The sequence below is a fragment of the Notoacmeibacter marinus genome (genome assembly GCF_002238045.1).
GTDB classification, from domain to species: Bacteria; Pseudomonadota; Alphaproteobacteria; order Rhizobiales; family Rhizobiaceae; genus Notoacmeibacter; species Notoacmeibacter marinus.
On record NZ_NBYO01000001.1, the window covers coordinates 623,263 to 640,912 of the forward strand.

Annotated in this window: 21 protein-coding genes and 1 pseudogene; 10 read left to right on the forward strand and 12 right to left on the reverse strand. The window is 61.0% G+C overall.

The features are described 5' to 3' along the window. Positions 1–107 precede the first annotated feature (107 nt). On the forward strand, positions 108–776 hold the full coding sequence (locus B7H23_RS02885) for a DUF1236 domain-containing protein (protein WP_094075875.1): 669 nt from the start codon (positions 108–110) through the stop codon (positions 774–776). Positions 777–1,040: 264 nt separating this feature from the next. Here B7H23_RS02885 and B7H23_RS16305 read toward each other — a convergent pair. Continuing rightward, a pseudogene (locus B7H23_RS16305) lies at positions 1,041–1,310 on the reverse strand (lipopolysaccharide assembly protein LapA domain-containing protein); the annotation flags it as partial. Between the two features lie 159 nt (positions 1,311–1,469). Here B7H23_RS16305 and B7H23_RS02895 point away from each other — a divergent pair. From B7H23_RS02895 to B7H23_RS02910, 4 genes are all read left to right on the forward strand, one after another. Next, positions 1,470–2,363, forward strand: a complete 894-nt coding sequence (locus tag B7H23_RS02895) for a methylated-DNA--[protein]-cysteine S-methyltransferase (RefSeq protein WP_094076836.1) — start codon at positions 1,470–1,472, stop codon at positions 2,361–2,363. Positions 2,364–2,413: 50 nt separating this feature from the next. Then, complete coding sequence (locus B7H23_RS02900; RefSeq protein ID WP_094076837.1) at positions 2,414–3,097, forward strand: endonuclease III domain-containing protein; 684 nt, start codon at positions 2,414–2,416, stop codon at positions 3,095–3,097. 141 nt (positions 3,098–3,238) lie between these two features. After that, complete coding sequence (locus B7H23_RS02905) at positions 3,239–3,664, forward strand: Hsp20 family protein (protein WP_094075877.1); 426 nt, start codon at positions 3,239–3,241, stop codon at positions 3,662–3,664. A 122-nt stretch (positions 3,665–3,786) separates the two neighbouring features. Beyond that, positions 3,787–4,041 carry a BQ00720 family protein gene (locus B7H23_RS02910; protein WP_094075878.1) on the forward strand — a complete coding sequence of 85 codons (255 nt, stop codon included), beginning with the start codon at positions 3,787–3,789 and terminating at the stop codon, positions 4,039–4,041. A gap of 86 nt (positions 4,042–4,127) precedes the next feature. On the opposite strand, the gene ptsN is transcribed toward B7H23_RS02910, so the two are convergent. The 6 genes from ptsN to B7H23_RS02940 all read right to left on the reverse strand — a co-directional run bounded on the left by ptsN (position 4,128) and on the right by B7H23_RS02940 (position 9,182). After that, the gene (gene ptsN, locus B7H23_RS02915) at positions 4,128–4,589 is read right to left on the reverse strand and encodes a PTS IIA-like nitrogen regulatory protein PtsN (protein WP_094075879.1); all 462 of its coding nucleotides are present in this window, start codon (positions 4,587–4,589) and stop codon (positions 4,128–4,130) included. 69 nt (positions 4,590–4,658) lie between these two features. Beyond that, positions 4,659–5,237, reverse strand: coding sequence for a ribosome hibernation-promoting factor, HPF/YfiA family (gene hpf, locus B7H23_RS02920; RefSeq protein WP_094075880.1), 579 nt, complete (start codon positions 5,235–5,237; stop codon positions 4,659–4,661). 201 nt (positions 5,238–5,438) lie between these two features. After that, on the reverse strand, positions 5,439–6,959 hold the full coding sequence (rpoN, locus tag B7H23_RS02925) for an RNA polymerase factor sigma-54 (RefSeq protein WP_094075881.1): 1,521 nt from the start codon (positions 6,957–6,959) through the stop codon (positions 5,439–5,441). A 124-nt stretch (positions 6,960–7,083) separates the two neighbouring features. Continuing rightward, positions 7,084–7,884 (reverse strand): LPS export ABC transporter ATP-binding protein, encoded by an 801-nt coding sequence (gene lptB, locus B7H23_RS02930; RefSeq protein ID WP_094075882.1) that lies wholly within the window; start codon positions 7,882–7,884, stop codon positions 7,084–7,086. Positions 7,885–7,900: 16 nt separating this feature from the next. Beyond that, on the reverse strand, positions 7,901–8,485 hold the full coding sequence (locus tag B7H23_RS02935) for an LptA/OstA family protein (RefSeq protein WP_094075883.1): 585 nt from the start codon (positions 8,483–8,485) through the stop codon (positions 7,901–7,903). Further along, the gene (locus tag B7H23_RS02940) at positions 8,478–9,182 is read right to left on the reverse strand and encodes a hypothetical protein (RefSeq protein WP_094075884.1); all 705 of its coding nucleotides are present in this window, start codon (positions 9,180–9,182) and stop codon (positions 8,478–8,480) included. The genes B7H23_RS02935 and B7H23_RS02940 overlap by 8 nt, the downstream gene beginning before the upstream one ends. Positions 9,183–9,317: 135 nt before the next feature. Between B7H23_RS02940 and sppA the strand changes: the two genes are divergently transcribed. Both sppA and B7H23_RS02950 read left to right on the forward strand, forming a co-directional pair. After that, on the forward strand, positions 9,318–10,289 hold the full coding sequence (sppA, locus tag B7H23_RS02945; RefSeq protein WP_094075885.1) for a signal peptide peptidase SppA: 972 nt from the start codon (positions 9,318–9,320) through the stop codon (positions 10,287–10,289). A 45-nt stretch (positions 10,290–10,334) separates the two neighbouring features. Next, complete coding sequence (locus tag B7H23_RS02950; protein WP_094075886.1) at positions 10,335–10,622, forward strand: integration host factor subunit beta; 288 nt, start codon at positions 10,335–10,337, stop codon at positions 10,620–10,622. A gap of 46 nt (positions 10,623–10,668) precedes the next feature. On the opposite strand, the gene B7H23_RS02955 is transcribed toward B7H23_RS02950, so the two are convergent. After that, the gene (locus B7H23_RS02955; protein WP_094076838.1) at positions 10,669–11,169 is read right to left on the reverse strand and encodes a DUF2244 domain-containing protein; all 501 of its coding nucleotides are present in this window, start codon (positions 11,167–11,169) and stop codon (positions 10,669–10,671) included. A 64-nt stretch (positions 11,170–11,233) separates the two neighbouring features. On the opposite strand from B7H23_RS02955, the gene nth reads away from it, so the two are divergent. Continuing rightward, positions 11,234–11,986: an endonuclease III gene (gene nth, locus B7H23_RS02960; RefSeq protein WP_094075887.1), complete on the forward strand. Its 753-nt coding sequence runs from the start codon at positions 11,234–11,236 to the stop codon at positions 11,984–11,986. Between the two features lie 6 nt (positions 11,987–11,992). Here the strand turns inward: nth and B7H23_RS02965 are convergent, their stop codons facing one another. After that, positions 11,993–12,739: a sulfate transporter family protein gene (locus B7H23_RS02965; RefSeq protein WP_094075888.1), complete on the reverse strand. Its 747-nt coding sequence runs from the start codon at positions 12,737–12,739 to the stop codon at positions 11,993–11,995. A gap of 181 nt (positions 12,740–12,920) precedes the next feature. Between B7H23_RS02965 and B7H23_RS02970 the strand changes: the two genes are divergently transcribed. Next, on the forward strand, positions 12,921–13,922 hold the full coding sequence (locus tag B7H23_RS02970; protein WP_094075889.1) for an adenosine kinase: 1,002 nt from the start codon (positions 12,921–12,923) through the stop codon (positions 13,920–13,922). Between the two features lie 124 nt (positions 13,923–14,046). Here the strand turns inward: B7H23_RS02970 and B7H23_RS02975 are convergent, their stop codons facing one another. The 3 genes from B7H23_RS02975 to hrcA form a co-directional block, all read right to left on the reverse strand. After that, the gene (locus B7H23_RS02975; RefSeq protein WP_094075890.1) at positions 14,047–14,631 is read right to left on the reverse strand and encodes an outer membrane protein; all 585 of its coding nucleotides are present in this window, start codon (positions 14,629–14,631) and stop codon (positions 14,047–14,049) included. A 296-nt stretch (positions 14,632–14,927) separates the two neighbouring features. Next, a complete protein-coding gene (grpE, locus tag B7H23_RS02980) occupies positions 14,928–15,590 on the reverse strand; it encodes a nucleotide exchange factor GrpE (RefSeq protein WP_094075891.1) in 663 nt (220 codons plus the stop codon). Positions 15,591–15,727: 137 nt separating this feature from the next. Next, on the reverse strand, positions 15,728–16,819 hold the full coding sequence (hrcA, locus tag B7H23_RS02985) for a heat-inducible transcriptional repressor HrcA (RefSeq protein ID WP_094075892.1): 1,092 nt from the start codon (positions 16,817–16,819) through the stop codon (positions 15,728–15,730). A gap of 110 nt (positions 16,820–16,929) precedes the next feature. Between hrcA and rph the strand changes: the two genes are divergently transcribed. Then, positions 16,930–17,649 (forward strand): ribonuclease PH, encoded by a 720-nt coding sequence (gene rph / locus B7H23_RS02990; RefSeq protein ID WP_094075893.1) that lies wholly within the window; start codon positions 16,930–16,932, stop codon positions 17,647–17,649. Position 17,650 lies beyond the last annotated feature (1 nt).

Sequence of the window (17,650 nt, forward strand, 5' to 3'; positions counted from 1 at the left end):
CCGAAACAGCCTGAAATGTGGCAGCGGCATGTTCTTCTGATGACGGCGGAACCAAGGGTCGTGGGCTTTGTTGTTGAGGCGACGGGACACTTAATAGGAGTTTTAAGATGACCAATTTGAAAGCGATTTTGCTTGGAACCGCCGGCGCCATTGCCCTGACCGGCGCCGCCATGGCCCAAACCACTGCCAGTGCCACTACCGAACTGAACGTTCGCTCCGGCCCCGGCCCGAACTTTGAAGTGATCGGCGCGATTCCGGCCGACGGTCAGGTCACGGTCAATGGCTGCACCGAAACCGGCAATTGGTGCCAGGTGACCATGGATGGCACGACCGGCTGGTCCTATGCCCAGTATCTGACCAGCGACTATGAAGGCCAGCGCGTCGTCGTCGTCGAGCAGCGTGAGGCGCTCAACGTCCCCGTGACCACCTATGACGGCGCAGAAGCCACTGGCGTCGTGACGGGTGCAGCTGGCGGCGCAGTCGCCGGCGCGCTTATCGGCGGGCCCGTTGGCGCCGCTATCGGCGGTGTGGCCGGCGCAGCGATCGGTGGCGGCACGGGCGACGCTCTCAGCCCCGACGACCGCGTGGTCACCTATGTTCGCGACAATCAGGTCGACCCCGTCTATCTGGATGGTGAAGTCGTCGTCGGCGCAGGCGTACCGGATACAGTTCAGCTTCGCGAGATCCCGGACTACGAATATCAGTACGCCTATGTGAACGGTCAGCCGGTTCTTATCGAGCCGTCCAGCCGTCAGATCGTCTACGTCGTCCGCTAAAAAGCGACAAGACGATTCCCGTAAGGGACGGGAGGCCTGCCGGAAACGGCAGGCCTTTTTTCGTCGATCAGCGCAATATAACTATAATAGCCAGGCGATCCGGAGCAGGCGTAAACTTTACGCGCGGTTGGCGTCCGGCGACGGCAGGCCCGCCAGTTGCGTTCCCGTCACGCCGGTATCGGCGCCATCGTCCCGACCATAAGGCCAGGTGCCATCATCGCTCGTACCATAGGGCTTCCCGGTCTGGACCGGCTTTTCGTTTTCCAGCCGGTTCACCTCCTGCTTACGACGCCTTGCAAGTCGGCGGTAACGGCCCTGCCGCATCCATGACACGAAGCCGCCGATCATCATGCCGAGAATCAACGCCGCCAGAAGCCAGATGAACAGCGGCAGCGACACGCTAAGCCCCTCATTGCCCGTCTGTAGAACATCGAGCGTCAGCGGCACGGACTGACGATTCACAACCGCCAGCGCTACGAGAATGATGGCGAGCGGGGCCAGGACGACGAAGGTGATAATACGGGAAATCATCAAGAATGTCCGTTTCGAGGAGTTCGGTTCATGGCGCGAAGATAGGCACCGATGCCCAAGGGGTCCAGCACGATGTGGCGGCACCACGCGAAAATCGGGTGGCGCGACGATGGACCTATCTGCCATTGTCGGCGAAACGAAACCCGAATGGTTCCAGCAATCATGACCCTCGCCGCTCTCAACATCGTTTACGGCTCTCCGGCCAGCCACAACGGTTCGGCAGACTTCGCCATCATCGAAAAGGTGATCGGCCATATCAGTGAGCGCCATCGCGATCAGCCCGGTCTGAACGAGCTGGCTGCGATGACCGGGCAGAGCCCCGACGGGCTGATCCGTCTCTTTCGGCGGTGGGCGGGCTTGACGCCGAAAGCGTTTCTTCAGGCGGTGACGCTGGATCATGCCCGACGTCTGCTGGTGGACGGGGCCGACCTTCTGGATGCCAGTCTCGAACTGGGCCTATCATCGCCGGGGCGGCTGCACGACCTCTTCGTCACGCATGAGGCCATGAGCCCCGGCGAATGGAAGGCCAAGGGCGCAGGGCTCCAGATCTTCCATGGCTGGCACGACAGCCCGTTCGGGCCGGCTTTGTTCATGGTGACGGAACGTGGCCTTTGCGGGCTGGCCTTCGCCGATGAGCCGGACGATCCCGTGACGTTCGATGACATGGCCCGGCGCTGGCCGGACGCGACCTACAGCCACGCCCCTGGCCGCACCGCGCCCTATGTGGCCCGCATCTTCGATCCCGCCGAATGGCGCGCCGACCGGCCCCTGCGCATCGTCCTCATCGGATCGGACTTTCGCATCCGGGTCTGGGAGGAGCTTCTTCGCCTGAAACCGGGCCGCGGCACGACCTATGGTGCGATCGCCCAGTCGCTAGGCGACAAGAAGGCCGCGCGCGCCGTCGGCGCTGCGGTCGGCGCCAATCCCATATCCTTCGTCGTTCCGTGCCATCGCGCGCTCGGCGCCGGCGGAAAGCTCACAGGCTATCACTGGGGCTTGACGCGCAAGCGCGCCATTCTTGGATGGGAGGCCGGCCTGCCGTCACGCGGCGACTGACGCTGACGCGCGCGCCTTTCCTGAGAAACCTCGCGCGCCACATAGACGGCATGACGCAGAAGATCGTAATCCATGAACGGCATGGGGCGTTGCTGGACGCTGAAGAGGTCGGAACGGTTTTCCGCCTTCTCAGCGAAAATCTGCCAGGACGAACCCACAATGCAAAAGGCCCGAAGGGTCAGCGCACACCGTTCCGCTCGGCCATCGCCTGCCTGCTTTCAGCGCAGAGCCGGGATGCCAATACGGCCAAAGCCACTGAAGCGCTGTTTGCACTGGCCGACACGCCCGAAACGATCCTGGAACTCGGTGACGACGAGATCCGCGAGGCCATTCGCCCCGCCGGCCTTTACAACATGAAGACCAAACGCATCCGGGCTTTATGCGAAACACTGCTGGTGGAGTTCGGCGGCACCGTACCACGCACCCGTGCCGAACTGATGCGCCTGCCTGGCATCGGGCGCAAATGCGCCGATATCGTCATGCATTTCGTCTTCGACGAGGCGGTAATCGCCGTCGATACCCATGTCGAGCGCGTCTGCCGGCGAACGGGTCTGGCGCAGGGCGTCAACGCGGGGAAGATTGCCGAGAATCTGGCTGGCCGCGCGCCGGACTGGGCGCTGGACGAAGGTCATTTCTGGCTGATCCAGCATGGCAAGCGCACCTGCATTGCCCGCGCGCCGAAATGTCCGTCCTGCCCCGTCGAACGGCATTGTCTGGCGCGCCGAACCGCCTGAGCCTCAAGCGCTGCACGGAAAGACGTTGGTCGATCGTCAGCTTGTATCGGTCCGATCACGCCCCCATATTCCTGATGAAGCAGAGCCACGCCAATCAGGGTGGCCCGCACGACAATGTCGCTCAATCGAGGACAAACGACGATGACACGGATGACCCCGTTTTCCAGCCCGCTCTTTCTGGGCTTCGAACAGATGGAAAAGACCATCGAACGTCTGGCGAAGTCCGCCGATGGTTACCCGCCCTACAATATCGAGCGTATTCGCGACGATGAGGGGCAGACGGTTCGGCTCAGGATCACGCTGGCGGTCGCCGGCTTTCAGGAAGCCGATCTCGATGTCACGACGGAAGAAAACCAGCTGATCGTGCGCGGCCAGCAGGGCGAAGAACCTGAACGGGAATTCATTCATCGTGGCATTGCCGCACGTCAGTTCCAGAAGAATTTCCTTCTGGCCGACGGTATGCGGGTTCTGAGCGCCGCACTGCGAAACGGCCTTCTATCGATCGATCTAGACCGTCCGGAGGCGGAGCGCCTCGTTCAGAAGATCGATATTCGTACTGTCGAATAGCCGGATTTGTACGATCTGCGCCCCGATCTGGGACGCATCGTCAAAATCGTTACCTTTCATTAACGGCTCAAGAGGACGATTGGACCCGGCAAGGGGAGGTCGTTCTCAGCAGGAGGCTGACCATGACTGACATGCAGAATGCAAATGTTTCACCCGAACAATTCGCTCATCTGGGCGAAGGCGCGATCGGTTACATCCGCAAGATTTCATCCGACGATTTCATGGCGGCGTGGCCGGGTGTCGCCGAAATGCCCTCCGGTATCGATATCTGGGCACTCTTCGCAGCCGACGGCGCGCCAATTCTGCTGACGGATGAGCGCTCCACGGCGATTGCCGCGGCGAGCGAGAAGGAATTGACGGCGGTTTCACTGCAATAGCAGCAGGGGCCGTTTACAGAACGAATCGAGCCGCACTGGCGCAAAGGCCGATGCGGCTCGATTCGTTTTTGGGGAATCGCTTCGGTTCAGGCGGCTTCCTGCGCCGGTGACGTCAGAATCTCGTAAATCGCGGCGGCGTCATACATGCCACGGATCTGCTTCATCGTATCGGACCGGCGGAGAACGCGCGCGATGCGCGACAGCGCCTTCAAATGGTCGGCTCCTGCATCTTCCGGCGCCAGCAGCATGAAGGCGATATCGACCGGCTGTTCGTCGATCGCATCGAACTCCACAGGCTGATCGACCGTTGCAAAAACGCCTTGCAGACGGTCCAGGCCGGCCAGCTTGCCATGAGGGATGGCCAAGCCGTTGCCAGCGCCGGTGGAACCGAGCCGCTCACGCTGCAGCACGGTATCGAAGATGTCCCGCTCCGGCAGCCCGGTCAGTTCCGCGGCGCGGCCTGCCATCAGTTGCAAGAGCTGTTTCTTCGACTTGGCTCTCAGCGCCGGCAGAATCGCCCGGGCGCTCAGTAGATCGGAAAGTTCCATCCCGCCCCTTTCGACTTGCCGTTTCACACCGATGCGGAAAGGCAAATCCTACTTCTTCTTCGCCGGCGATCAGTTGCCGGGATTGATTCCGGCCGGATCGATCCAGCCGATATTTCCGTCTTCGCGCCGATAGACCACGTTGACATGATCGCTGGAGGCATTGCGGAACACGAAGACCGGACTGTCCTTGGTATCCAGTTCCACCACGGCGTCGGCGACGCTCATCACGCGCAGAGACAGCGACGATTCGGCAACAATAGCGGGTGCGTAATCCTCGGCGACCTCGTCCTGCTCCTCGGGCAACGCGCTCATTATGCGGTATGCCGCATCGAACGCCTGATCCTGCCCATTGTCGCGATGGCTCTTGAGCTTGCGCTTGTAGCGGCGAAGCCGCTTTTCCACTTTGTCGGCCGCCGCGTCGAACGAAGCCTGCGCATCGTGCCCCTTGGCGCCGGCCTGGAACACCATGCTGGTATCCAGGTGAATCCGAATGTCGGTTTCAAATCCGCTGCCGGATTTTTCGACCACCACATTTCCCGAGAAGCCGCCATCGAAATATTTCTCGAGGGCTTCGGAGATCCGCTCGTCGATCCGCGTCCGGAAAGCTTCACCGATATCCATATGTTTGCCGGAAATGCGCAGGGTCATGTAAAAAGTCCTCGTTGAAAATCATATCGTGCTGGCAAGAGAATCTACTCTTCCGAAGCGACCGCACAAGGCGTTGACATCGACAACCAGATCATGGGTGGCTGAGTCTGACGGCGGCCTGACAGCATCGTGCCGATGGGCGGGCGGAATATTGGGGTGCGGCCCGGAAGTCAAGCTTTGCAAAGAAATAGCGGCTGCCGCTTAAAGGCACGCCGCCTGGGCAAGCGCCTTCTTTTCACGCCGGCGCTGGACGGAGGACGCAATATTCATCGCCTCGCGATATTTTGCGACGGTGCGGCGGGCGATCTCGATGCCTTCCTGTTGCAGACGTCCGACAATCTGATCGTCGGAAAAAACCGCATCCACCGCCTCGGATTCCACCAGTTGGCGAATGCGATGACGCACCGCTTCGGCCGAATGGCTCTGGCCGCCTTCCACCGCAGCGAGAGCCGCGGTGAAGAAATATCGCATTTCGAACGTGCCGCGCGGCGTCAGTAGATATTTGTTGCTGGTGACACGGCTGACCGTCGATTCATGCATTCCGATCGCATCGGCCACGGTTTTCAGATTGAGCGGGCGAAGCTCCGAGACGCCATGCACCAGAAAGGCGTCCTGACGGCGGATGATCTCGCTTGCGACCTTCAGGATCGTCTTGGCGCGCTGATCCAGGCTGCGAGTCAGCCATTGCGCATTGGCCAGGCACTCCGAAACGAACGCCTTCTCCTTATTGTCCGACGAAGCGGCGCTGACGCGGGCGACATAGGCCTGGTCGACAAGCACGCGCGGTAGCGCCTCACCGTTCAACTCAACCTGCCAGGAGCCGTCGGCTGCCGGCGTCACCACAACGTCCGGAACGATCGCATCGGTAAAAGCCCGGTTGAGTTGGACGCCGGGCCGGGGGTCGAGCCGTCGAATTTCGGAAAGCATGTCGATCAGATCGTCTTCGCCCACGCCACAGATCGTACGAAGCGCGATAAAATCACGACGCGCCAGAAGGTCCAGATTATCGATCAACGCCGCCATGGCCGGATCGAGCCTGTCTTTTACCGAAAGCTGGGCCGACAGGCATTCGGCGAGTGTGCGGGCGAAAATGCCGGTCGGTTCGAAACGCTGGCAAACGGCCAGAACGGCTTGGACATCTTCCCGTTCGGCGCCGAGCCGCAACGCCACCTCGTCCAGATCGGCACGAAGATAACCGCATTCATCCAGCAGATCGGCCAGTTCGCTGGCAATCAGCCTGTCGCCCGCCGTTCGGAACGAAAGAGCGATCTGCTCGGCAATACGATCGTCCAGCCCGACAGGCGCGGCGGCAAAAGCATCCAGGTCGTTGAGATCGGCTCCCGATAACGGCACGCCGCTGCCGGCGCTTTTCCACTGACCTGTCAGATCGGGCGATAGAGCCGGCGCGCGGCCTGGATCGTCGGGGAAGACATTATGAAGAGAGGTGTCCATGGCAGATGCCATAGCCGCGCTATCGGCCTCCACCAGAAGAGCGAGCGGGCTGTCGACAATCTCGTCCGGCAGCACATCCGGCTCGCTAGCCAGCCTGGCGCCGGTGTCGCTCTCGCCCCTCTCGATCAGCGGATTGCGTTCGACTTCCTCATCGATGAACCGGTCCAACTCCGCCTGGCCGAACTGCAACAGACGGATCGACTGCATCAATTGCGGCGTCATCACCAGAGACTGGCTCTGTCGCAACTGTAGACGCGCGGAAAGACTCATGAACGCTACCCCTTGATACCGCCGAAATGGCAGTCCGGCCCTCGCTCTTCTGCCGTAGCGGGTGGCGTGCCAAATTGAACTGGCATGAGGCTTGCTTGTCAAGCGTCGTGGGTGAACAATACCATCAAAGGGTAAAATTCTCGCCGAGATAGAGACGCCGCACTTCGGGATTGTCGACGATCTGCTGCGGCGTGCCGTGTGTGAGGACGCGGCCTTCATGGATGATGTAGGCCCGATCGATCAGGCCGAGCATCTCGCGAACGCTGTGATCGGTGATGAGCACGCCGATACCTCGCGCCTTGAGATGACGCACGAGTTCCTGAATATCGGCGACGGCAATCGGATCGACGCCCGCGAAGGGCTCATCAAGCAGCATGAAACGCGGACGGCTGGCCAGCGCCCGGGCAATTTCCAGTCGGCGGCGTTCGCCGCCCGACAATGCCGTTGCCTGGCTCTTGCGCAGATGCGCGATGCCGAACTCCGACAAGAGTTCATCGAGCCTTTCCTGCCGAGCCGAGCGATCCCTTTCGACCAGCTCGAGCACGCCCATAATATTGTCTTCGACCGTGAGGCCGCGAAAGATCGAGGCTTCCTGCGGCAGATAACCGATGCCGAGCCGGGCCCGCCGATACATTGGAAGGGTGGTGATGTCGTAGCCGTCGAGCTCGACCGAACCTTCGTCGACCGGCACCAGGCCTGTCACCATGTAGAATGTCGTGGTCTTGCCCGCGCCGTTGGGTCCGAGAAGACCGACAACCTCGCCGGTTCGCAGGCCGAAGGATGCACCCGAGACGACCTCGCGGCCGCCATAACGCTTATGCACCGCCCTTGCGATCAGCGTATCGGCAAGCCGCTTCTGATCGTCTTCGGACGGAACGTAAAATGTCTCGGTCGCATCGGTGCGGGGCAATTTTGGAATACGCATCGGTGAGGCCCGTTCCTCACTGACTGTCGGGAGAGATGACCATGCGAACCCGGCTGCCGCGACACGGCTCCAGCTTCGCCCGGCCGGTTTCGGTCTGCACGGTGAGCGCGCAGCCGGTCAGAACGTTGTCGCCATCGGACAGGACGACGCGCTTGCCCGTCAGGCGCAGAACGTTGGTCCGCATATCGAAGCTGCCTTCGTCCCCCGTCGCGGTCTGCGTGCCGGAGTTAACATAGACCTTGCCACCGACTTCGATGCGGTCGATGTCGGAAGACGATTGCCCGGTTGTCGAGGCTGGCTCCGCCTCGGCCTTCGCGGAATCGGCCCCGGCTTCCTTCTCATTGCTGTAAAACACCTTCATGAAGCTGGAGCGCATCTGCGTCTCCTTCTGCGTCACCACGACATTGCCGGTGAAGATCGCCGTGTTTTCCTTGTCGAACACCTCGAGCTGATCGCTCTCGATCTGGATAGGCTGGCCGCCTTCCAGCTTGAAATTGGTGTCCTGGCTCTGCTCCTGAGCGATAGCAGGGGCGACCATCATGGCCATAAGGCCGATAGCAGAAAGGCCGTTGCGAACACCGGCCCGCACAGATTTATCCATTGTCTGGTTCCTTCGAAGAGGGATCCGTTGTCACCGTTTCGGTCACCGGCTTCACATCGTTCGGCACCAGGCGCATTTGCACCGCACCTTTGAAAAGAGCCGTTCGATTCCGACTGTCGATGCGGACGCTGTTGGCCGTGAGAGTGGTTGTCTTCGTCGTCAACCTTACCGGCTTGTCGCTGGTGAAGCTACCCGCAAGAAGATCGATCCGCCCTTCCTTCACATGAGCGGTTTCGCCCGCCGTCGTTTCCAGATCGAGCGGCGAGAGAAAATCGAGATACTGATTTTCCGCATCGTAGAAGCCGGAATCGGATTCGAAGGCGACGCGGTTGTCCGATCCGAAAGGCAATTCGCCGGACAGGTTGCGCAATTCCAGGCGGTTCAGGTCGTCAGGCGATTGCAGCGCGCTCTCGGCGGTTATGCTGTAGGGCTGATCGGCGCTGTTTCGCCCTTCCACCTTCGGGGCGCCCATGACCACGCGGCCATCTTCCAGATCGTTGTTGTCGAGCTCGGGCACCGGAATAGCAAGCGTTGCAAGCACCGTCGCCAGAATGCCGAAGGCCAGAACGGCTCCTGCGCCGAACAGAAGCACATCGCGCACCCGGCGCACACGTCGGCTGTGACGGTGGGCCTGGCCGACCCGATCCCTCATCAGTTCCGTGGTTTTCGCACCGTCTGGCAGTTGCACATCGCTCATGAATCGTTCTCCTGCCCCGACAAAATGGCAAAGGCAAGCAGAAGGCTGAAATCGATGGCTCTTGAATCTCCGGCAAATCGCACAGATTCCAGTCCAGTCCATCGCGACGAAGCAGAGCGGAAGCGGAGAGAAGCCATGAGTGCATCCGATGTGGAGGAGATAGTCGCGCGCCGCCAGCAAAGGCGAAAACTCGGGCGCTGGCGGATCGCGGCCATAGTCTTCGCCCTCATCGCGATCGGCGCTCTTGTATGGCGGGTCGCTGGCCCTGGCAGCGAGATGTCGCTGAACGCGCAGATCGCCAAGGTCAAAATCGAAGGCACGATCACCGAAGATACCGATCTGCTCGACCGGCTGGACCGCATTGCCTCCACCGACAGCGTCAAAGGCGTCGTTCTCATGATCGATTCGCCCGGCGGAACGTCGGTTGGTGGCGAAGCGATACACGATGCTGTCCGAAAAATCGCCGACAAGAAACCCGTCGTCGCACAGGTCGGCACGCTGGCTGCCTCCGCCGGATACATGATCGCGGTCGCCGCCGATCACATCGTGGCGCGCCAGAGTTCTATCGTCGGCTCGATCGGCGTCCTGGTACAATATCCCAATGTCGAACGAGGGCTCGACATGATCGGCATCGAAATGGACGCGGTGAAAAGTTCTCCTCTGAAGGCCGAACCGTCGCCCTTCAATCCCACCACGCCCGCCGAACGCGAGGTGCTGCGGCGTGTGGTGGACGATATCTACGAATGGTTCGTCGGGCTCGTTGCCGCGCGGCGTCCGCTGTCTGTCGACGAGACGCGCCGATTGGCCGATGGATCGGTGTATTCGGGCCGTCAGGCCATCGCCAACAAGCTTGTCGATGCGCTCGGCGGCGAAGACGCCGCGATCGAATGGCTGGAAAGCAAGGGAGTGGAAAAGGATCTCGCCATTGTCGAATGGAAGCCGAAGGACGAGTACAGATTCCTCGGCGTGCCGCTCGGCATGGCAGGCGAAGGCCCGCTCGATGTGCTGGACCGGCTTCCGCTACCCCTTATCGGTCAATGGTTTAAGCGACAGCTGATGCTTGACGGTGTCATGGCTGTCTGGCAACCTTCCCGAACCGGGGGGTAAGGGACTTGCGATACGTCCGGAAAACCGGAGGGAGTGTCATCGAACATGATAAAATCTGAGCTCGTGCAGACGATAGCCAATCGCAATCCTCACCTCTTCCAACGGGATGTGGACCGCATCGTCAATGTGGTCCTGGAGGAAATCTCGCAGGCGCTGATCCAGGGCGACCGTGTGGAACTGCGCGGGTTCGGCGCGTTCTCCGTGAAGAACCGGCCAGCGCGCACCGGGCGGAACCCACGAACGGGCGAGACCGTGGAGGTCGAGGAAAAATGGGTGCCGTTCTTCAAGGCGGGCAAGGAATTGCGTGAAAGGCTCAACGCCGAGAAGAATTGATGGCGGCAGGCGCTTCAGCCTGCTTCCACCGATCTTCGGAACGAGGTTACTTTCCCTTCACCGTAGCCAGCGCGTAGCCGAATTCGCTGGCGAAGCTATCCCGGTCGTCCGGGTTGAGAAAATGGCCGATCGGCAAATGCCGCGCACGGTCTTTCAATGCCATCTCGGTAATACCGATATCCGGTTTTCTTTGCACGGCGAAACGCGTCCAGAACGGATTGAACCGGTGCTCCGCCACCCGGCCGGAAGGGGCATATTGGCGCACCGCAATATCATGCCGCCAGACCGTCACCTCTTCGCGCGCCCGCGCCGCCCGGTAATTCAACCGGAAGGCGATGTAGAGAATGACCAGGTCGAGACCGAAAAAGCCGAAGACCGGCCACGCTCCCAAAGACCAGAAATAAAGGCCGATCCCCAGCCACAGAAAGGCGACCGTGCCCATCAGGATCGCAAAGCCGGTGCGACCGAGCGAGCGATGGGGCGTCAGAACCGCATCGAAAATCGGCGCGCCGGCATCGTCCAGTCCATCATCTCTCTTTTCAGCCATCGGGCGGGGTTCCTTTTCACGGCCATCTTTCGATCCGGCAAGGACGGCATTATAGGCCATCATCATGGCAACGAAAAAAAGCATAAAAGCGGCGGACAAACCGTCCGGCAGAGCGAAACGGAGGTCCCGACGCTCCGCCTATACCAAAGCGCAGATCGAAGAGATCTTCCGGCGTTTTTCCCTGCAACGACCTGAGCCGAAGGGCGAGCTGGCCCATACCAACCCGTTCACGCTGGTTGTCGCCGTGGCGCTGTCTGCGCAGGCTACGGATGTGGGCGTGAACCGCGCAACGACCGATCTTTTTGCAATCGCCGACACGCCAGAAAAGATGCTGTCCCTCGGCGAAGAAGGCGTCGGCCGCCATATCCGCACAATCGGCCTTTGGCGCAACAAGGCGAAAAACGTAATCGCGCTATCGCAAAAACTCATCGACGATTTCGGCGGTGTCGTGCCTCAGACCCGGGAGGAGCTCGTGACGCTGCCCGGCGTCGGGCGCAAGACGGCGAATGTCGTCCTCAGCATGACGTTCGGCCAGAAGACGCTGGCTGTCGATACGCATATTCTGCGGCTCGCCAACCGCCTCAAGCTGGCCCCGGGCAAGACACCCGATGCGGTGGAGCAGAACCTGCTGGCGATCATTCCCGACCATTATCTCTACCATGCCCATCACTGGCTGATTTTGCACGGGCGCTATGTCTGCAAAGCCCGAAAGCCCGATTGCGAAGCCTGCATCATCGCCGATCTCTGCAAGGCCGATGAGAAGACGACCGACAGTGCCGCGCCGCTCGTCGAAATCGCCGACCAGAAGATCGGCTGACGACGATCAGGCCGGCAGTGCCTCGCTTTGCACCGCAGGCGGCAGGGCGTATTCGGCATCGCGCCGGCTCAGCTTCAGATGCAGATGCACCATCAGCGCCGCCGCGAAGAGCGGCGTCAGAAGGTTGAGCAGAGGCACCGACAGCATCGCGGCGATGGGCAGGCCGGCCAGAAAGACCGTCATGCCATGGCGCTTTCGAAAGACCTTCGCCTCAGCTTCGGACCGGTAGCGCAGCGCGGCAAATTCGAAGAATTCACGGCTGAGCAGGTAGGCATTGACGGCGAAGAAAGCGAAGAGATTGACGAAGGGCACGAACAGGAGCAGCAATGCCAGCAGATTGCCGAGGATGACCACGCCAAGGAATTTCACGCTCAGCCAGAAGCCGGCGATCATGGGCACAGGCTTGCCCCGCCGCACAGCCGGATAATCCTCCCGTTCGATCACCTCGGCAGCATCGTCCAGAAAAAGTGAAGCGATGATGGCGCTGGCCGGCGCGATCAGAAGGCCGAGCACGATGGCGAATACGATGGCGAATAAGATGGATGTCGTCACTTGTAGCCAGCCCTCCCACTGTGTCTCACCTTCCCATAAGGCGTCCACCCAGGGCAGCGCGGCCCATTCGAACAGTTCGCGCAGGCCGAACCACGTCGCCAGCAGGGCCAGCAACGTCAAACCGATGGACTTGAAGAAAACGCCGCGAAACTCCGGCGAGAAAAGGCGAAAAAAGGCGGCAGTCGTTGCGGTCAAAATCATGGAGGTGCGGATCGCCTTTTTCTACTGTGAAGTGAACACGGTGAAGTCGAGGTATGGTGCCGCGGGCCAGGCTTCAAGCAAACGCTGCGCCAACATGTCGGGCTTTGCCGATTGAGGGCTTTGCAATTCGTCGGTTTGCCCGCTATGCGGAAGCAACTTTCCCATCATGACGGATAGACGAATGAGCAACGGACCCACCCATCACGTGCTATGCATCGGCAATGCGATGGTCGATATGCTGGCGACCTGCGACGACGCCTTTCTGGACGAGCACGAGATTATCAAGGGCGCGATGAACCTCGTCGACGCCGAACGTTCGGCGCGCCTATACGATGCGATGGGGCCGTCGGAGACGATGAGCGGCGGATCGGCCGGCAACACTGCCGCGGCCATAGCCGCGCTTGGCGGATCGGTCGCCTATATCGGCAAGGTGGCGGACGATCAGCTTGGCACGATCTTCGAGCATGACATCCGCGCGCTCGGCGCGACTTTCGAAACGGAGCCCTTGCAGAACGGCGATCCCACCGCGCGTTGTATGATCTTCGTCACACCGGATGGCGAGCGTTCGATGAACACTTATCTCGGCGCCTGTACCGAGCTGACGGAAGCAGATATCGACGAAGACATCGTCAGCGATTGCGACATCACCTATTTCGAGGGCTACCTCTGGGATCCGCCGCAGGCCAAGGCAGCGATCCGCAAGGCAGCGGACATCGCCCACAAGCATGGCCGAAAGGTTGCCATCAGCCTTTCCGATCCCTTCTGCGTGGACCGGTATCGCGAGGAGTTTCTCGATCTGCTGCGCAGCCGCACGGTCGACATCGTGTTCGCCAATGAAACGGAACTTCAGTCCCTCTATCAGGACGATGATTTCGACAGCGCGCTGGAGCAGCTCGGCAAGGACTGCCTGCTGGCGACCGTCACACGTGGACCAAGCGGCTCGGTCGTCATTCGGGACGGGCAGCGACACGATGTGCCGGCTTTCATGGCAGCGATTCGACGCGACACCACCGGGGCCGGCGATCTCTATGCGGCCGGTTTCCTGCACGGATTAACCAATGGCATGGCGCTGGAGGAAAGTGCCGCGCTCGGCAATTTCTGCGCCGGCGTCATCATCGAGCAGATGGGCCCGCGACCACCCGTGAACCTGGCCGAACTGGCGCACGAGGCCGGCAAACTCTAGAGCGAGCTTCGGCCATTCGCTCACGATCGCGCATGGCCATTTGCCGAATCGTCAAAAAAGAGCCGGACGTTGCCGCCCGGCCCCTTCGCTCCCCAGCAGAACTGCGGATCGGTCTATTTTCGGATCAGAACTTGTACGACACGCGCGCACGCACCGTATGGAGATCGACATCGGCGTCGGTGTCGTCGAACTCACCGAAATTGTGGTACATGTAGTCGGAACCAACGACGATATTGTCAGTGGCAGCAAAGTCCAGCCCGGCTCCGACTTCCAGAGCGCCATCGCTCACATCGCCATCCGTATCGCTGTCACCCCAGGCATGGGCGTAACCGACCGTACCGCTGATGAGAACGCGGTCGACAGCGACACCGGCCTTCAGCTTGGCGCGAGCGATCACGTCGATGTCGAGATCTTCCCCGTCAATGCCACTGGCGTCGACATCGAACTCCGGACCGACGACGAAAGAACCGTACTGCATCAGGTAACCAGCGTGGACACCGCCGACAATGCCGCTCGGATCGTCGCCCGGATCGGCTTCGGCAAAGCCGTAACCGACCTGTGCACCGGCATAGCCACCGTCCCAGCCGAAGCGCTCCGGCGCGACGTCATAGGCCGGCGCGGGCGTCGGTGCGGAATAATCGATGGCGTCGGCAGCCATAACAGGCGTTGCCATTAAGGCGAACGCCGTGGTTGCGAGAAGAATCTTCATTTGGGGACCTCGTTACTCGTTTACGCTTACTCAAAAAGCGACGACCGATCGTCGCGGCGTGACGGGATAATGGGCCGCAATGGCGAACCGTTCCAGCCCATTGCGCAAGTAAAAGATCGAAGAGGCGGGATGGGCAGACCGGAACGATCGGCAAATGCTAAAAAACCTAAAGTTTTAAATGGTTTGTAGCATTAAACCTTTGTTCACCATCAATAATCTTTGTCGCTGGCGGCATCTTCGCTAAAGAAAAAGCGGCCCGCAGAGGCCGCTTTTCAAGGTAAATACGGGATTAACGATCAGGCATCGCGCGTCGCCATCTCGTCAGGCGGGCCTGGCTCGGCACTATCCTCCTGACCGGATCCTGTGTCGCCTGCAGGCGCTGCTTTCGGACCGCCCTTCGAAACGCCGACCATGGCCGGGCGCAGAACGCGCTCGCCAATGCGGTAACCGGCTTGAACGACCTGCACGACCGTATTGTTGGGCATGTCGGGATTGGGCACTTCGAACATCGCCTGATGGAAGTTCGGGTCGAAACGTTCGCCTTCCGGCTCCAGCTTGACGACACCGTGGCGCTGCAACGCGCCATGCATGGATTTCTGCGTCAGTTCCACGCCCTCGATCAGCGCGGCAAAACCAGGATCGCCATTTTTGCGGGCGTCCTCAGGAATCGCTTCCAGCGCACGGGTCAGATTGTCCGCGACGCCCAGCATGTCGCGGGCGAAATTGGCGATGGAGAAGCTCTTGGCATCGGCGACCTCCCGCTGCGAACGGCGGCGAACATTCTCCGCCTCGGCTGCGGTGCGAAGCAGCTTGTCGCGCAGTTCCTCGACTTCCTTGCCAAGTTCCATCAGCGCGGCGTTGGCCTGTTCGGCCTGATCGGCGGTGTATTCGCCGGAAGCGTCGGGCTTCGCGCCGTTCGCCTCGTCCATGGCTTCGATGGGATTGTCTTCGGCGTTCATCGATCCTCGTTCCATTCTGCGGCGGTCCATGCGACCGCTTTGATGTGTCGTGCCCGATATCGAGACAGCGGGCCCGCAAATCAACCCCTTACGCAAGGAATAGAGAAATGCCCTTACCGGCAACAGGCTGCGGGCATTCAGCTGCGCGAAAGCATCTTGCTGATGACTTGGGCCGTATAGTCTACGACCGGTACGACCTGCCGGTAGTTCAGCCGCGTTGGTCCGATCACCCCAAGCGCGCCGACGACCCGGTTGGCGCCATCGCGATAGGGCGCGACGACCAGCGACGAACCGGACAGCGAGAACAGGCGGTTCTCGGAGCCGATGAAGATGCGCACACCCGACCCTTCTTCCGCCAGATCGAGAAGCTGAACCAGATTCTCCTTGCGCTCCAGATCGTCGAACAGATGGCGCATGATCGAAAGGTCGTGCTCGTCCTGCAGGGTGCCCAGCAGATTGGAGCGGCCACGCACGATCAGGCGGGTGCCGTCGTCCTGGCCCTCGCCCCAGATGGCCAGCCCGCGGCGCACCAGATCGGCCGACAGGCTGTCGATCTCCTGGCGCATCTCTTCCAGCCGCAACGTCATCTCTTCACGGGCTTCGGCCAGGGTGCGACCACGAACATTGTGATTCAGGAAGTTGGCTGCTTCTGTCAGTTGGCTCGGCGTCACGCCTGCCGGCAGATCGACGATCCGGTTTTCGACCTCGCCACCTTCGGCAACGAGGATCGCCAGCGCCTTGCCCGGCTCCAGCATCACGAATTCGACGTGCTTGAGCGCGATTTCCGCCTTGCCGGCGACCACGAGGCCTGCGCCATGAGTCAAACCGGACAGAAGCTGGCTCGCTTCCGTCAGCATGGAATCCATGGTGGCGTTGCGGCCTGCATCCAGCACCTGCCGGTCGATGGACTGGCGATCCTCCTCGCCAAGACCGCCCAGTTCCATGAAAGCGTCGACGAAAAAGCGAAGCCCGCCCTCGGTCGGCATCCGCCCGGCGGATGTGTGCGGCGAATAGATAAGGCCGAGATATTCCAGATCGCTCATCACATTGCGGACGGTGGCCGCCGACAGCGCATTGGGCAGCATCCGCGCAAGATTGCGGCTGCCGAGCGGCTCGCCGGTATCGAGATAGGACTCCACGATCAGTCGGAAGATTTCACGCGAGCGCCCGTCCAGACCGCCGCCTGAAGCGTCGTCAGCGATGTTGAGAACGGGTCGTCGAGGCGCCATGCCATGGAATATAGGCGAGGGAGCAGCCGGGAAAAAGCCGTCTTCCGCCCTTTCCCCCCTCGATCCACACCGCTAGAAGGCGCGCAACAACGAACCCAGAGGATCGATATATGCGCCCTTCCAGCCGAACGCCCGACCAGATGCGAGCCGTTTCCTTCGAACGCGGCGTCTCCAAACATGCGGAGGGCTCGTGTCTCGTCAAGTTCGGCGATACGCATGTGCTTTGTACGGCGAGCCTCGAAGAGCGGGTACCGCCATGGATGCGCAATAGCGGCAAAGGCTGGGTTACGGCGGAATACGGCATGCTGCCCCGCGCCACGGGCGACCGCATGCGCCGCGAGGCCTCCGCCGGCAAACAGGGCGGCCGAACACTTGAAATCCAGCGCCTGATCGGCCGTTCGCTACGCGCCATCTGCAATCTGCAGAAGCTGGGCGAAAACCAGATCACCGTCGATTGCGACGTGATCCAGGCCGATGGCGGCACCCGCACCGCATCGATCACCGGCGGATTCGTGGCCATGATGGACTGCCTACTGTGGATGCAGGAGCGCGGCATGGTACGCGCCTCCGACGTCGCGACCGATCATGTTGCGGCGATTTCCTGCGGCCTCTACAATGGCGCTGCCGTGACCGATCTCGATTACGACGAGGATTCCTCGGCGCAGGCCGATGCCAATTTCGTGATGACCGGTTCCGGCGGGATCGTCGAGATTCAGGGCACCGCCGAAGGCGATCCGTTTACCGAAGAACAGTTCGCGCAATTGTTCGGCCTTGCCCGCCAATCCATTGCCGAACTCGTCAAACTGCAGAAGGAGGCGCTGGCGCGCTGAA